The organism is Thalassobaculum sp. OXR-137 (assembly GCF_034377285.1).
Classification (GTDB): Bacteria; Pseudomonadota; Alphaproteobacteria; order Thalassobaculales; family Thalassobaculaceae; genus Thalassobaculum.
This window is the reverse complement of sequence record NZ_CP139715.1, coordinates 4167645-4181636: the sequence shown is the minus strand read 5'-3', so window position 1 is coordinate 4181636 and position 13992 is coordinate 4167645. Positions and strand designations below refer to the sequence as shown.

Annotated in this window: 14 protein-coding genes; 6 read left to right on the top strand and 8 right to left on the bottom strand. The window is 68.3% G+C overall.

The genetic code is table 11. The annotated features are described in order from the left end of the window. Window positions 1-18: 18 nt before the first annotated feature. The 4 genes from T8K17_RS19585 (at window position 19) to T8K17_RS19570 (ending at window position 4559) form a co-directional block, all read left to right on the top strand. The gene (locus tag T8K17_RS19585; RefSeq protein ID WP_322331409.1) at window positions 19-972 is read left to right on the top strand and encodes a D-2-hydroxyacid dehydrogenase family protein; all 954 of its coding nucleotides are present in this window, start codon (window positions 19-21) and stop codon (window positions 970-972) included. Between the two features lie 19 nt (window positions 973-991). Then, window positions 992-2203, top strand: coding sequence for an MFS transporter (locus T8K17_RS19580; RefSeq protein ID WP_322331408.1), 1212 nt, complete (start codon window positions 992-994; stop codon window positions 2201-2203). A 76-nt stretch (window positions 2204-2279) separates the two neighbouring features. After that, window positions 2280-3809 (top strand): amidohydrolase family protein, encoded by a 1530-nt coding sequence (locus T8K17_RS19575; RefSeq protein WP_322331407.1) that lies wholly within the window; start codon window positions 2280-2282, stop codon window positions 3807-3809. A 27-nt stretch (window positions 3810-3836) separates the two neighbouring features. Continuing rightward, window positions 3837-4559, top strand: a complete 723-nt coding sequence (locus tag T8K17_RS19570) for an SDR family NAD(P)-dependent oxidoreductase (RefSeq protein WP_322331406.1) — start codon at window positions 3837-3839, stop codon at window positions 4557-4559. Window positions 4560-4740: 181 nt separating this feature from the next. Here T8K17_RS19570 and T8K17_RS19565 read toward each other — a convergent pair whose 3' ends face one another. The 3 genes from T8K17_RS19565 to arsC all read right to left on the bottom strand — a co-directional run bounded on the left by T8K17_RS19565 (window position 4741) and on the right by arsC (window position 7823). Next, window positions 4741-5970 carry a hypothetical protein gene (locus T8K17_RS19565; RefSeq protein ID WP_322331405.1) on the bottom strand — a complete coding sequence of 410 codons (1230 nt, stop codon included), beginning with the start codon at window positions 5968-5970 and terminating at the stop codon, window positions 4741-4743. A gap of 244 nt (window positions 5971-6214) precedes the next feature. Next, entirely contained in the window at window positions 6215-7222 is a 1008-nt protein-coding gene (locus T8K17_RS19560) for a TauD/TfdA family dioxygenase (RefSeq protein WP_322331404.1), read from the bottom strand. Window positions 7223-7475: 253 nt separating this feature from the next. Continuing rightward, a complete protein-coding gene (arsC, locus tag T8K17_RS19555; RefSeq protein ID WP_322331403.1) occupies window positions 7476-7823 on the bottom strand; it encodes an arsenate reductase (glutaredoxin) in 348 nt (115 codons plus the stop codon). Window positions 7824-7889: 66 nt separating this feature from the next. On the opposite strand from arsC, the gene T8K17_RS19550 reads away from it, so the two are divergent. Further along, window positions 7890-8468: a GNAT family N-acetyltransferase gene (locus T8K17_RS19550; RefSeq protein WP_322331402.1), complete on the top strand. Its 579-nt coding sequence runs from the start codon at window positions 7890-7892 to the stop codon at window positions 8466-8468. On the opposite strand, the gene T8K17_RS19545 is transcribed toward T8K17_RS19550, so the two are convergent. From T8K17_RS19545 to T8K17_RS19525, 5 genes are all read right to left on the bottom strand, one after another. Beyond that, on the bottom strand, window positions 8455-9255 hold the full coding sequence (locus tag T8K17_RS19545; protein ID WP_322331401.1) for an enoyl-CoA hydratase-related protein: 801 nt from the start codon (window positions 9253-9255) through the stop codon (window positions 8455-8457). The two genes, T8K17_RS19550 and T8K17_RS19545, sit on opposite strands and share 14 nt — an antisense overlap. A 76-nt stretch (window positions 9256-9331) precedes the next feature. Further along, on the bottom strand, window positions 9332-9964 hold the full coding sequence (locus T8K17_RS19540) for a hypothetical protein (protein WP_322331400.1): 633 nt from the start codon (window positions 9962-9964) through the stop codon (window positions 9332-9334). A gap of 12 nt (window positions 9965-9976) precedes the next feature. Continuing rightward, complete coding sequence (locus T8K17_RS19535) at window positions 9977-11407, bottom strand: pentapeptide repeat-containing protein (RefSeq protein WP_322334988.1); 1431 nt, start codon at window positions 11405-11407, stop codon at window positions 9977-9979. A gap of 70 nt (window positions 11408-11477) precedes the next feature. After that, window positions 11478-12104, bottom strand: a complete 627-nt coding sequence (locus tag T8K17_RS19530) for a class I SAM-dependent methyltransferase (RefSeq protein ID WP_322331399.1) — start codon at window positions 12102-12104, stop codon at window positions 11478-11480. Window positions 12105-12108: 4 nt separating this feature from the next. Continuing rightward, the gene (locus tag T8K17_RS19525) at window positions 12109-12837 is read right to left on the bottom strand and encodes a ribonuclease activity regulator RraA (RefSeq protein WP_322331398.1); all 729 of its coding nucleotides are present in this window, start codon (window positions 12835-12837) and stop codon (window positions 12109-12111) included. Window positions 12838-12976: 139 nt separating this feature from the next. Between T8K17_RS19525 and T8K17_RS19520 the strand changes: the two genes are divergently transcribed. After that, a complete protein-coding gene (locus tag T8K17_RS19520) occupies window positions 12977-13987 on the top strand; it encodes an aldo/keto reductase (protein WP_322331397.1) in 1011 nt (336 codons plus the stop codon). The last annotated feature ends 5 nt before the right edge of the window (window positions 13988-13992 follow it).

Sequence of the window (13992 nt, the reverse complement as noted above, 5' to 3'; positions counted from 1 at the left end):
ATATCTGAGGAAACGCCCGTGCCCAAGATTGCGATCCTGGACGACTACGCCAACGCCGCCCTGACCAGCGCCGACTGGTCGAGCCTGCCCGACGGGTTCGAGCCGGTGGTCTTCACCGACAACCTGGTGGCGGTGGAGCCCCTGGTCGAGCGGCTGAAGGAGTTCGAGATCGTCTGCGCCATGCGGGAGCGCACGCCGTTTCCGGGCGAGGTGTTCCGGCGACTGCCGAACCTGAAGCTGTTCATCACCTCGGGCATGCGGAACAACGCGGTCGACTTCGCCTCGGCCAAGGAGATGGGCGTCGTCACCTGCGGCACGGACAGCCCCGGCTCCAGCACGGTGGAGCTCACCTGGGCGCTGATCCTGGGCACCATGCGCAACGTCGCCTTCGACCACCTGACCATGAAGCAGGGCGGCTGGCAGGAGCGCACCGGCACGGCCGTGTCGGGCAAGACGCTGGGCGTGGTCGGCCTCGGCAAGCTCGGCGGCGCGGTGGCGGATATCGCGCCGAAATTCGGCCTCGACGTCATCGCCTGGTCGCCGAACCTGAAGCAGGAGCGCTGCGACGAGCTGGGCGTGGAGAAGGTGTCGAAGGAGGAGCTGTTCAGCCGCGCCGACATCGTCACCATCCACATGATCCTGTCCGACCGCTCGCGCGGCCTGATCACGGCCGAGGATCTCGGCCGGATGAAGTCCTCGGCGATCCTGGTGAACACCTCGCGCGGACCGATCGTCGAGCAGCAGGCGCTGATCGACGCGCTGACCGGCGGCAAGATCCGGGCGGCAGCGGTCGATGTCTACGACCAGGAACCGCTGCCGGCGGATCACCCGTTCCGCAAGATCGACAACCTGCTCACCACGCCCCATGTCGGCTACGTGACCCAGGAATCCTACCGGACGTTCTACAGCCAGATGGTCGAGAACATTCAGGCCTGGGCCGACGGTGCGCCCAAGAGGGTCATCGGCGGCTGACGGCCGCCGGTTCCGGACCGTGCCGTTCCGCACCAAGGGAGCCTCGCTCGCCGTTCTCGCCTATGCCGAGGTGGCGGCCATGTCCCTGTGGTTCTCCGCCTCCGCCGTCATGCCGGCGCTGCGCGAGGAGGTGGCCCTTTCGGCCTTCCAGCAATCGGCCTTCACCAGCGCGGTGCAGGCCGGCTTCGTCGCCGGCAGTCTGACCAGCGCCTTCCTGGCGCTGGCCGACCGGATCGACCCGCGGCTGTTCTTCACAATCTCGGCCCTTGTGGCGGCGACGGCGAACGCGCTGATCCTGACGGTCGATCCTACGTCGCCGGTGGTGCTGGTGCTGCGCTTCATCACCGGCGCCTGCATCGCCGGCATCTACCCGGTCGGCATGAAGATCGCGGCGAGCTGGGCCAAGGGCGATCTCGGTCTGCTCGTCGGCCTGCTGGTGTCGGCCCTCACCTTCGGGTCGGCCATGCCGCATCTGGTGAACGGCCTGATCGTGGTCGACTGGCGCTGGACCATTGCCGTCACGTCGTTGCTGGCGGTCAGCTCGGCGGTGGCGATCCGGTCCGCCGGCAGCGGTCCGCTGATGACCGTGGGCGCCCGGTTCGATCCGGGGGCCGCACTCTGGGCCTGGAAGCTGCCGGCCCTGCGCCTGGCGAATTTCGGCTATTTCGGCCACATGTGGGAGCTCTATGCCGCCTGGGCCTGGCTCGGGGTGTTCCTGGACGCCAGCTTCCGGCTGGTGATGGACGAGGGGGCGGCGATCACCTGGGCTCGACTTGCCACCTTCGCCACCATCGCCGTGGGCTCGGCCGGCGCCTTCGCCGCCGGCGTGCTGGCGGACAAGGTCGGGCGGACCATGGTCACCTCCATCGCCATGGCGGTGAGCGGGATCTGCTCGCTCACGGTCGGCTTGTTTTTCGGCGGCCCGCCGCTGCTGCTGATCGCCGTCTGCCTGCTCTGGGGGGTGAGCATCATCGCCGACAGCGCCCAGTTCTCGGCCTCGGTGGCGGAGCTGTCGAACCGCTATCTGGTCGGCACCATGATCACCCTGCAGACCGCCATCGGCTTCCTGCTGACCCTGGTCAGCATCCATCTGATGCCGGTCTTCGTGGATCTGGTCGGCTGGACCTGGGCCTTCGCGCCGCTGGCTCTGGGCCCGGCCTTCGGGATCTGGGCGATGCTCAAGCTGCGGGCGCATCCGGATTCCGTCAAACTCGCCGGCGGGCGGCGGTGAACCGGACCAGAAGAACGGGTTCGCGCCCGCCTGCCGCGTCGTATCATCTGCCGTGTCCAATGGTTGGGAGGGTGCCATGCCGATCTTGATCCAGGCCCGTTGGGTCTTCGTCCAGGACGCGTCCGATCCCGCACCCAGGCGGGTGGACGATGCCGCCGTGCTGGTGCGTCACGGCGTGATCGTGGAGGTCGCGCCCGCCGCCGATCTGCGCGCCCGGTATCCGAACGCGCCGACATTCGGCGACGGGACCCAGGCGCTGCTGCCGGGCCTGATCAACGCCCACCACCACTCCAACGCCATCACCCATATCCAGCACGGCATCGAGGACGGGGTGCTGGAGCCCTGGATCCTGGGCAACCCGCGTATGCGCTGGACCGACCCGCGGCTGCGCACCCTGGTGGCGGCGGGACGGCTGCTGCAGACCGGCGTGACCGCGGTGGTCGATATGGCGTCCGTCGGCAACGCCTACCAGTCCGGCCATGACGATCTGTCGGCCCGGCTCGACGCCTATGAAGAGAGCGGCATCCGCGGCCATCTGGCGGGTGGGGTCAGCTTCTATAGCCGGCTGGTCCACCGCGAGGACGAGGCTTTCGTCGCCTCGCTGCCGGAGGAGCTCGCCCGGCGGGCACGGGCCCATTTCCTCGACGCGGACAAGGGCAGCGAGCAGGACTATCTCGCCCTGATGGAGAGCCTGATAGACCGGGCGAAGGGTATGAAGCGGGCGCGCGCCTGGTACGGCCCGCCCGGCCCGCAATGGGTCGGGGACGACCTGATGGTCGCCATCGCCGACGGGGCCGCCCGCCACGACACCGGCATCCAGACCCATGTGCAGGAAAGCCTGTACGAGCGACTGGAAGCCGAGCGGGCGCTGGGCAAGTCGATGACCGCGCATCTGAAGGATCTGGGCGTGCTGTCGCCGCGGATGTCCTTCGCCCATGCGGTCTGGTCGTCGCAGGCGGATATCGAGATCCTGGCGGAGACCGGGGCGGCGATCTCCCACAATCCGAGCTCCAATCTGCGCCTGCGCTCCGGCGTGGCGCCGCTGAACGGGTTGCTCGCCGGCGGCGTGACGACAGGCCTCGGCATGGACGGCACGACCATCGGCGACGACGAGGACATGTTCGCGGAGATCCGGCTGGCCCACCGGCTGCACCGCACGCCCCGGATCGGATCGCCGGCACCGACGCTCGCCCAGACCTTCGGGCTCGTCACCACGGGCGGGGCGAAGCTGCTGGGCCGGGAAGACGAGGTGGGGCGCATCGCTCCGGGCATGGCCGCCGATCTGGTGCTGGTCGATCTGGACCGCCTGAGCTGGCCCTATATCGCGCCGGAGGCCGATCCCTTCGCCGTTGTCCTGCAGCGGGCCAAGCAGGGCGACGTGGACACGGTGATCATCGACGGCGAGGTCGTGCTTGAGGGCGGCTTGCCCACCCGCTTCGACCTCAAGGCGGTCGCCGCAGAGCTGGCGGAGCAGGTCTCGGCGCTGCCCTACGACCAGGACTACGCCGATCTCTACGCCGCGCTGAAACCGCATATCGAAGCCTGGTACGCCGACTGGGAGGTCCCGGAGATGGACCCCTGGATCGCGCAGAATTCGCGAACCTGACCTGAAAAACCGAAAGGGAGAAGACGCATGGAACGGGCATTGGTGACCGGAGGGTCGCGTTCGATCGGCCGCGGGATCGTCGAGCGGCTGATCGAGGACGGCTACGAGGTCGTGATCCTCGACCGGGTGGAGCCCGATCCGCCGATCCAGACCCGCTGGGTCGAGGTCGACCTGTTGAACACCGACGCCATCCATGCAGCATTGGACGACGTGCTCAAGGACGGGCCGATCACCCGGGTCTGCCACAATGTCGGCCATGTGAAGCCGGCCGATCTGGATGGCACGACGCTGGAGGATTTCGACGCGGTCATGGGGCTGAACGTGAAGCCGATCCTGACCATCACCCAGCGGCTGGTCGAGGGTATGCGCTCGGAAGGCTTCGGGCGCATCGTCTCCATCTCCTCGCGCGCCGCCATGGGCAAGGAACTGCGCACCGCCTATGCGGCGTCTAAGTCGGCAATCCACGGCATGACCCGCACCTGGGCGCTGGAGCTGGCGCGCTCGGGCATCACCGTGAACGCAATCGGCCCGGGCAGCATCGAGACGCCGCTGTGGCACGCCGCCAACCCGGCCAGCGATCCGCGTACCCAGAAGATCATCGACGGCATCCCGGTCGGCCGCCTCGGCACCCCGGCGGACATCGCCAACGGGGTGAGCTTCTTCATGGACGGGCGCTCGGGCTTCGTGACCGGGCAGGTCATGTATATCTGCGGCGGCTTCACCGTGGGTTCGGCCGCTGCCGGTTCCTGACCGGCGGACCAGCGATAGGAAAACCCGATCGCTGTCATACGGCCCTTCGATTGGAAGCCGGGCGGAGGAGAGGCGATAACGGTCCGGCGACGGTCCGATCCTCCCTCCAGAGCCGGACCCGTCGTCGGAGCGGGGTCGCCTTCGGGCGGCCCCGTTTTCGTTGGCCTCAGGTGGTTCGGCCTCAGGTGGTTCGGCGCAGCGGCGACAGCGATGGTGTCGGCGCACGCGGGGCCGCGTCCGGCTTGCTCTGCGGAACGGCGGGAACGGCGTTGGACTGTCCCTGGTCGCGCCAGCTCGGCAGGGTCGTGGAGCGCCGCTCCAGCGGGCGCATGTCTTCGGCCGAGACCCAGAAGTACAGCAGCGCGACTTCCGGATAGGTCTCGAAATAGACCAGGTTGTCGATCGCCTTCTGCAGCATCATCTCGCCCCTGGTCTGCTGCCCCATGGCGTGTAGGAGGCCGGACATGTACCAGTAGGCAGCGGTCGAGGTCGGTTGCAGGTAGATCGCGTAGTCGAGATCGCTCCTGGCTTCCAGGAGATTGCCTCGGCCCCAATGGGCGACGGCGCGCAGCACGTGGGCGGCGGACAGCAGAACCGGATCGCCCGTCATCGGCCAATAGGCCGGATCGGCGATGAAGCTGGTCTGGACGATCGCCTCGTTGTAGCGGTCGAGCTGCACCAGGGCGAGCGCCAGATTCAGCCGCACCACGTGGAAATGCGGATCGTCCTTCAGCGCGGCCTGGAACCAGGTGACCGCGCCCTCCACGTCGTTGCGGTCCAGCGCGATGATGCCCTTGAGGTTCTGGAGCTGCGCCTTGGTGTCGGGGGTCGGCAGCGTCCGCACCCGGGCCAGGACCTCGTCGAGCTCCGCCTCGACCGCCGCCAGATCGTCGGGGTTGAGCGAGAAGCGCGACAGGATGGCGGTGTAGGGGTCGAGTTCGCGGAAGGTCCGGTAGGCGGCTTCCTCGATCATCTGATCGGTGTTCTTCTCCGTCCCGTCGACCGAGATCGAGAAGCGGCCGAACAGCGGCGAGCGGCCGGTCAGCTCCAGCGTATCGGTTTCGCCGTGCCGGACCGCGGCGGCATAGAGCTTGGGTGGGGCGAAGCCGACGAGCTGCTGCGCCGCCTCAAGCGAGGCCTGAAGGTTCACCACCGAGGCCAGGGCTGCGGAGATGGACGGCGTATCGCTGGATTTGATCACCGGCGCCTTCACCAGCGACTTGGTGTCGGCGATGATCGCGAGCTCGCTGATCAGATGCTGTTCCACCACTTCGGCGGAATAGCCGGCCTCTTCGAACTTGGCGGCGACATGGGAGTCGAGGAACAGCGTGTTGGCGTTCAGCACCGTGTCGACGGACACGAGGCCGATCGCCACAAGCAGGCCGTAGATAGTCGCCAGTGAGATCTCCAAGGCCCGCCCCCGCTTGCGTCGACGACCCGATACCGAGCGCCGATCCGTGCTCCACCCGGTGGATGGATAGTGCACGGCATTCTAGCGTTTGTCGTGGTCGGCGTTCAATCGGCGCGTCGCCCTTCGACACGTCGCTTCGCGCCTGCTCAGGATGAGGTCAAAAACAAATGACTCAGAAAATTGACCTCACCATGAGCGGCGCTCCCGGACTTGGCCCGGGAGCGCGTGTCGAAGGGCGTCGGGCTCAGGCGGCCGGAAGCCAGCTCGGTGCCTCGTCCGCATATTCGGGGCCGGGGTTGCCGCGGATGGTGGTGCGCCACATCACCCGGTCGGTCGCGTCGCCGTCGAACCAGGTGGCGCTGTGGATGGTGCAGCGGTTGTCGTAGATCACCAGATCGCCGGTCCGCCATTCCTGCACATAGGCGAAGGGCTCGCTGGTGAAGTGGCTCATCAGCTCGTAGACCAGCTTGGCGCCGTCGCCGTCCACGCCCTTTTCCATGCCGACGATCGGCCCCTCGATCCAGTCGAGCTGACCGCTCTCGCAGAGATACAGCGCCTTCTGCCCGGTGACCGGATGGACGCGCACGATCGGCTGGCGCTGGGGCTGCTGCAGGGGGCCCAGAGGCTTCACCGGTTCGCCGGCCTTCACCGCCAGTTCGGCGCGCCCGGTCCCCGGCTGTACGTGCAACGCCTCCACCCCCTCGATCCGTGCCTTCATCTCGTCCGACAGCGCCTCGTAGGCGGAGATGCCGTCGGCATAGAGGGTCTGCGCCTGGTCGATCGGGGCGGGGTGGACGCAGTAGAACAGCGAGATGTCCGGCGGCGGACGGCGGTAGCTCTGATCCGTATGCCATCCCCGGCGGTGCGGGAACTGCACCGGCAGCTTGCCGTCGGCGGTGAGGGCGGGTTCCGGCCGGGCCGGCGGTTTCTGGTTCATCGGTGCGGCGTTGGAGATCACCAGGATCTCCGGCACCTCCTTGTGCACCCGGTCCAGAATCATGCCGGTCTTGGTGTAGTCTTCCACTTCCGGGCCGAACAGCCGCGACAGGCGCACGAGCTGCGACGGGTCGCGGGCCATGCTGTGCAGGCCGGTCAGCAGCATGAAGCCGTGGCCGTCGTAGAAGGCCTTGAGCAGGGTGTCGGCCTCGGCCTCCAGCGCCTCGATCACCTCCGCATCGCCGTTGGCGCCGGTGACCCGGACATGACGGCCGAAACTGGCACCGGCAAGCGGCTGGAAATCGAGCTTGGACATGGCTGGGACCCGTTGCTGGGAGAGGAGACGGGTCATCTTAGGGCAGGGCGGCTGCCCTGTTCCAGATGGGAACGGCGGCTTGCTCCAGGCTCCTTCATTCCGCAATCCCGGCCCTTCGACACGTCCCCCGGCTGAAAGCCGGGGTCCTGCTCAGGGCGAGGTCAGAGTTGTGAAAAGTTGTTTGACCTCGCCCTGAGCAGCCCCGTTCCGGACTTGATCCGGGACGGGGCGTGTCGAAGGGCCGGGGGTGAGCCTACAGAATCCCCAGCACCGCCTCCGGCGGCCGGCCCATCGCCGCTTTTCCGTCCTTGGCGACGATCGGGCGTTCGATCAGGATCGGGTTCTTCACCATCGCCTCGATCAGCGCGGCCCGGTCCAGCGCCGGGTCATCCAGGCCCAACTCCTTATACGGCGCTTCCTTGCGGCGCATCGCCTCGCGGGGCTCCAGACCCATGGCGGTCAGCAGCCCGTCCAACTCGGCGGCACTCGGCGGGGTCTTCAGGTACTCCACCACCTCCGGCTCGATCCCCTTTTCCTGCAGCAGGGCCAGGGTCTGGCGCGACTTGGAGCAGCGCGGGTTGTGATAGATGCGAACGGTCATTTCCTTCTCCACAAGATCCGGCGCCTAAGGTAGTCCGGGGGCCGTTCCCACTCCAAGGGTGTTCCCATGTCTCCCACCGGCCTGCCGATCGAAACCGAGCGCCTGATCCTGCGGCCCTGGCGGGAGTCCGATTTCGCTTCCTTCGCCGCGCTGAACGCTGATCGGCAAGTGATGGAGCATTTCCCCGACACCCTGAACCGGGCGCAGAGCGACGCGCTGGCGCTGCGTATGAAGGAGCGGATCGAGACCGAGGGCCTCGGCTTCTTCGCCGTGGAGGTGAAGGGCGGTCCGGGTTTCATCGGCATGGTCGGGCCGAGCGTGCCGGCCTACGGTGCCGAACTGCCCTGCGGTCCCTGCACCGAGGTGGGGTGGCGCCTGAGCCGGGATGCCTGGGGCAAGGGCTACGCGAGCGAGGCGGCGGTGGCCTCGCTCGATTTCGCCTTCGGGGTGCTCGGCCGCGAGGAGGTGGTGGCCTTCACCGCCGTTCAGAACGCCCGCTCCCAGGCGGTGATGCGCCGCATCGGCATGACGCGGGACGAAAGCGGCGACTTCGACCACCCGCTGCTGCCGGCAGGGCACCGGCTGCTGCGCCACGTGCTCTACCGGATCTCGCGGAAGACCTGGGAGGAGCTCAGGTCCCGGTGAATTTGGGCTCCCGCTTCTCCAGGAAGGCCCGCACCCCCTCGGCATAGTCGTTGCCGAATCCGACCTCGCGCTGGATATCGCGCTCCAGGGCGAGCTGGGTGTCCAGGTCGTTCGACATGGCCGCCCGCATCACCCGGCGGGTGCGCTGGACGACACGGGGCGACAGCTTGGCGAGCTTGGCGGCCATAGCGACCGCCTCGTCCTGCAGCTTGTCGTCGTCATGGACCTTCCAGACCAGTCCCCATTTCTCCGCCGTCTCGGCGTCGAGCGGATCGGCGGTGAGTGCCAGGGCGAGCGCCCGGTTCTCGCCGATCAGGCGGGGCAGGTGGTGGGTGACGCCGGCATCGGGGATCAGCCCGACGCGGCAGAAGCTGACCACGATCTTCGCCGACCGGGCCGCCAGGATGATGTCGCCCGCCAGGGCCACGCCGACGCCGGCGCCGGCGGCGACGCCGTTCAGGGCGGTGACCACCGGCATCTCGATCTGGCGCAGGCGGCGGATCAGGGCGTTGTAGTACATCTCCAGCCCGGCCCCGAGATCGCGGGTCGGCGGGCCGCTCTCCGGCGGCATGCGGGCGGAGAGGTCCTGGCCCGAGCAGAAAGCGCGGTCGCCGGTCCCGGTCAGGATCAGCGCCTTGGCCTTGTCGCTGCCGCCGGTGATCTCGGCCACGGCGGCGCGCATCTCCTGGTGGACCTGTTCGTTGACGGCGTTGCGCTTCTCCGGCCGGTTGATCGACAGCCGGGCCACGTCGCCGATGCGCTCCAGGGTGATGGTCTCGAAAGTCATGGGTCCTCCCAGGGACGGTTCTTACCGGTTTTCCGGCAGCTTAGAGCCTGGGGCGCCGCGAGAGAACGGCGGAGTTTCAGGACGGGGCGAGAGCGTCACCACCGCCGCCGCTTCGGCCGTGGACGAGCTGCATCAGCCGCCGGGCGGCGTCGTAGGGGGCCATGTCGCGCAGCGCACCGAAATCGACGGCCACGGTCGCGTGGCCCTGGCCCTTGCGGGCGATCCAGATATCCACCAGCGCCTCGACCCCGCTGATGGCGCCCTCGAGCTGCGCCACCCGCGCATAGGCCGGATCAGCCGCGGCCATCTCATCGCGAAGCCGTTCCGCGAAGGCCTCCGAGGCGATGACGGCGTCGTAGACGAACTGGAACTTGGCCCGCGCCTGTCGCGCCTTCTGCGCCGCCCGCTCGATCTCCACGTCTTGGCGGCGGGCTTTTTCGTACATGCGGGCCGACGCGAAGTTCGTCGTCGTGTTGCGCGGCTCGTCGGCCTGACGGCGGGTGCGCTTGGCGGCTTCCTCCAGCCCGTGGCGCCGCTTCGCCAGCTCCTTCAGCTCGTCGCCGCCGACCTCCAGGGCGATGCGGCGCTCCGTCACCGGATCGATCTTCGTCGAGACCCCGGCCAGGGCGGACAGGCGGCGCTCCCGGAGTTCGGCGATCAGCCCGCGGGCGAACTCGACGGCTTCGTCGGTGGAGACGTTTTGAACCATGCGACCTGCCGTCTATTCGGTGGGTTCCGGCAGCCCCGCGGCATTGCGGGTGTCCGCCCCGTCTAGCTTCAGCGCCCCGCTGCTGCTCCCGGTGAAATCCGATCCCTTGAGATCCGCCTCGCTCATATCGGTATTCTTCAGGGACGTGTTGCGGAATTTCGCCTCCCCCAGCTTGGCCGCCCGCAGATTGGCTTCGTCCAGGATGGCGTCGTCGAAGGTCGCGTTGCTGGCATTGGTCGGCCATTTCTGCATGGCGAAGCCGGCGATATCCACCGGTTCCATGCGCACCCGCCGCATCCGGGCGTTTTTCAGCCGGGCGCGGTGGAGGTTGGCTCCGCGCAGATCGGCGAAGGACAGGTCCGCGCCGGTCAGGTCGGCGAAGGCCATATCCGCCATGATCAGGGTCGCCCGGCTCAGTTTGGCGCCGCGCAGCACCGCGTAGCGCAGGTTGCCGGCGACCAGGGTGACCCGCTCCAGTTCCTTGTGGGACAGGTCGACCCGCTCCAGATCGGCCCGCACGCCCTCGCGCCCGCCCGTGTGGTAGAATCGCAGATGCAGCTCGAGGATCTCGCGCAGGGATTTGTCGAGGGATTCCAGCGTACGGGGCAGGGTGGCATTGGCGATGGAGGAGGCGTCCATGTCCACCGCGTCGATCAGCGCACCGGACAGGTCGGCGTCGGTCAGGTTCGCGTGGCTCAGGATCACGTCCGCCAGCATCGCCCCGTTGAGCTTTGCCCCCGTCAGGTTCGCCTCGCTGAGGTCGGAACCGCCGAGATCGACCCCGGTCAGGTCCGCATGGCTGAGGTCGGCCCGGTTGAGCTTCACGTTCCGCAGGATCGAATCCGTGAAGTCGGTCTGCTGGACGAAGGCGTTGGAGAGCTTGGCGTCGGTGAGGTCGGCGTTGCGGATGATGGCGCTGCTGGCGTTGTTCGCGTCGGTCTCGTGGGTCCAGGCGGTCAGGTTGCCGCTGCGGTCCCAATGGAACAGCGTGCCCTCGCGGAAATCGGCGTCGATCATGCTCGCGCCGCTGAGATTGGCGCCGCGCAGGCAGGATCCCCGCAGGTCGGCCCGGTCGAGCTGGGCGCTGACCAGCTTGGCGCCGCGCAGATCGGCGCAGAAGACGGTCGCCGCCCGCAGGTTCGCGCCGGACAGGCTGGCCCCGCGCAGCCGGGCGGCGGTCAGCTCCACGTGACGGAGATCGCGGCCGGACAGGTCGCGGTCGCTGAGGTTCTTGAAGGACAGGTTGGCGCGGGCGCCGCCGTTGCGGCCGTTGACGTATTTCTGGTGCGCCGCGAGCACCGCGTCGAGCTCCCGGTCGGAAATCTCCTCAAGCCGGTCCTCCATGGTGGGAGGACCTTCCTCGCGCAGTCGCGTCTTCTTCGGCGTGGCGCTCTGTTCGGTGGCCGCGTCCGGATCCGCCCCAGGGGGGAAATCGTCGTCCATCTCTGTCACGGGGGATCCTGAATCGCGGGCGCTATCCCATAACCGTAACAGATACGCGGATAATAAATGATTACGGTTTGCGCAGGACCAGTCGGACGAAGCCGGCATCCGAGCCGCCCCCGCCGCCATGCTCGGAGCGTTCCAATTCCTCGAAGCCGGCCGCGCGGAAATCGGCGGAAATCGGCTCCGGCAGCACCTCGTACATCGGCCGGTCCGCCGGGGGCGGGCCCTGGCGCAGGGCGAGGGAGACGATGCCGCCCGGCGTCAGAAGATCGGCCACGGCGGCCACGGCGGTGCCGCGGTCGGCCGGCGGGACGTGCATCCACACCGCGTTGATCAGGATGAACGCAAACCGTTCGCCCCGCGCCCGCACCACGGCGAGGTCGGGCAGCCGGTCGTCGATCCATTCGGCGTCCATGTCCGGGAACAGGGTCAGCGCCTGCGCCCGCATCCCGGCCGACGGCTCGACCGCGACCACCCGGTAGCCTGCGGCCTCGAAAGCGACCGCGTGGGCACCGCTGCCGGCGCCGATATCCAGCACCGGCCCCGGCGGCTTCGGCAGGATCGCCGCGTGCCGCTTGACCAGGCGCTCGGCGGCACCGGAGCCGGCATAGCGGGGGGCGAGGGTCCCCGCCAACCGGTCGTAATCGGCGATGGCGTCGTCGATGCTGGGCGAGGGAGTGGTCTCGGTGCTCACCGGATCAGCCGTCCCGCTTCTTGCGCCACTCGGCATAGCGCGCCTTGGCGGCCTCGTCCGGCGGGTAGGTGCCGCGCAGCGGCTTGCCGCCGGCCACTTCGGAATAGATGAACTCCTCGTGGATCTCCTGCTCGGCGGCGTCCTTCGCGACCTCGTCGGCCAGGTGGCGTGGGATGACGACCACGCCGTCGAGGTCGCCGACCAGGATGTCGCCCGGATAGACCGCGACCCCGCCGCAGGCGATCGGCTCGTTCAGGGTCTCCACCGCGTGGTGTTTGATCAGGTTGGTCGGCGGCGAGGGGTGCGAGTGATAGGAGGGGATGTCGTACTCGGCGATCTGATAGCTGTCGCGCAGGCCGCCATCCGTCACGACTCCGGCCGCGCCGCGCTTCATCAACCGGGTGATCAGGATGTTGCCGGCCGAGGCGGCGGAGGCGTCGCCGCGGCTGTCCATCACCAGCACGTGGCCTTCCGGGCAGGTCTCGATCGCCTTGCGCTGCGGGTGGTCGTAGTCCTGGAAGACCGACAGGTCGTCTAGATCCTCGCGCGCCGGGATGTAGCGCAGGGTGAAGGCGGGGCCGACCATGTTGCGGTCATGGGCGGTCGTCAGCCGTCCGACGCCCTGCATGAAGACGTTACGGAAGCCGCGCTTGTACATCTGGGTGGTCAGCGTCGCGGTGCTGACCGTCGACAGCTTCTCGCGGGTCTCGTCAGACAGGGTGTCGGTGCTCATGGTGCCCCTCCCTCGGGCGGATGGTCTTGTTGGCGCGATGCCACCACGCGGGGGCGCGGGAGGCAAGGGATCAGTCACCGGCTGGACGTGCTCTATCCGCTGCGCGAGACTGCCGCCCCGATCCGAACCGGAGGATGTCATGGATTACCGCACGATGGGCCGTTCGGGCCTGAAGGTCTCGCCGCTCTGCCTGGGGGCGATGATGTTCGGCGGGCCGACCCCGGAGGCGGAGAGCAAGGAGATCATCGCCGCCGCGCGCGATGCCGGGATCAACTTCATCGACACCGCCGACGCCTATAACGGCGGCGAGAGCGAGGCGGTGGTCGGCCGGGCGATCGCGCAAGGACGGGACTACTGGGTGCTGGCGACCAAGCTCGCCAACCCGCTGGGCGGCGATCCGAACCGGGGCGGGCTGTCGCGGCGCTGGGTCCACATGGCCTGCGACGCCTCGCTGAAGCGGCTCGGCACCGACGTGATCGACATCTACTACCTCCACAAGGAGGACCATGCGACCGACCTGCGCGAGACGGTCACGGCGCTGGGCGATCTGATGAAGGCCGGCAAGATCCGCTATTTCGGCGTGTCCAACTACCGGTCCTGGCGGGTGGCGGAGATCTGCCGGCTCTGCGACGAGATCGGCATCGACCGGCCGGTGGTGAGCCAGCCCTATTACAACGCCCTGAACCGCATGCCGGAAGTGGAACACCTGCCCGCCTGCAGCTATTACGGCCTGGGCGTCGTCCCCTACAGCCCGCTGGCCCGCGGGATCCTCACCGGGAAATACGCGCCGAACGTCACGCCGGAGGAGGGCAGCCGGGCGGCCCGCCAGGACAAGCGGATGATGCAGACCGAGTGGCGCCACGAGAGCCTGGAGATCGCGCAGAAGATCAAGGCGCATGCCGAGGCCAAGGGGGCCACGCCGATCGACCTGGCGGTGCGGTGGGTGCTGAACAACAAGCTGGTCACCGCGACCCTGGCCGGTCCGCGGACCATGGAGCATTTCCAAGGCTATCTGAAGGCGCTGGACTACGCCTTCACCGCCGAGGACGAGGCGCTGATCGACGCCCTGGTGGTGCCGGGCCACCCCTCGACCCCGGGTTACAACGATCCGCAGTATCCGATCGAGGGACGGGTCAGCCGGGTGGGGTGAGGGCG

What these genes read in the sequence shown, in the direction of transcription:
- T8K17_RS19575 (WP_322331407.1), top strand. Translation starts at nt 2,280, where the DNA reads ATGCCGATCTTGATCCAGGCCCGTTGGGTCTTCGTCCAGGACGCGTCC.
- arsC (WP_322331403.1), bottom strand. Translation starts at nt 7,823, where the DNA reads ATGACCGTTCGCATCTATCACAACCCGCGCTGCTCCAAGTCGCGCCAG.
- T8K17_RS19570 (WP_322331406.1), top strand. Translation starts at nt 3,837, where the DNA reads ATGGAACGGGCATTGGTGACCGGAGGGTCGCGTTCGATCGGCCGCGGG.
- T8K17_RS19535 (WP_322334988.1), bottom strand. Translation starts at nt 11,407, where the DNA reads ATGGACGACGATTTCCCCCCTGGGGCGGATCCGGACGCGGCCACCGAA.
- T8K17_RS19560 (WP_322331404.1), bottom strand. Translation starts at nt 7,222, where the DNA reads ATGTCCAAGCTCGATTTCCAGCCGCTTGCCGGTGCCAGTTTCGGCCGT.
- T8K17_RS19550 (WP_322331402.1), top strand. Translation starts at nt 7,890, where the DNA reads ATGTCTCCCACCGGCCTGCCGATCGAAACCGAGCGCCTGATCCTGCGG.
- T8K17_RS19545 (WP_322331401.1), bottom strand. Translation starts at nt 9,255, where the DNA reads ATGACTTTCGAGACCATCACCCTGGAGCGCATCGGCGACGTGGCCCGG.
- T8K17_RS19525 (WP_322331398.1), bottom strand. Translation starts at nt 12,837, where the DNA reads ATGAGCACCGACACCCTGTCTGACGAGACCCGCGAGAAGCTGTCGACG.
- T8K17_RS19520 (WP_322331397.1), top strand. Translation starts at nt 12,977, where the DNA reads ATGGATTACCGCACGATGGGCCGTTCGGGCCTGAAGGTCTCGCCGCTC.
- T8K17_RS19540 (WP_322331400.1), bottom strand. Translation starts at nt 9,964, where the DNA reads ATGGTTCAAAACGTCTCCACCGACGAAGCCGTCGAGTTCGCCCGCGGG.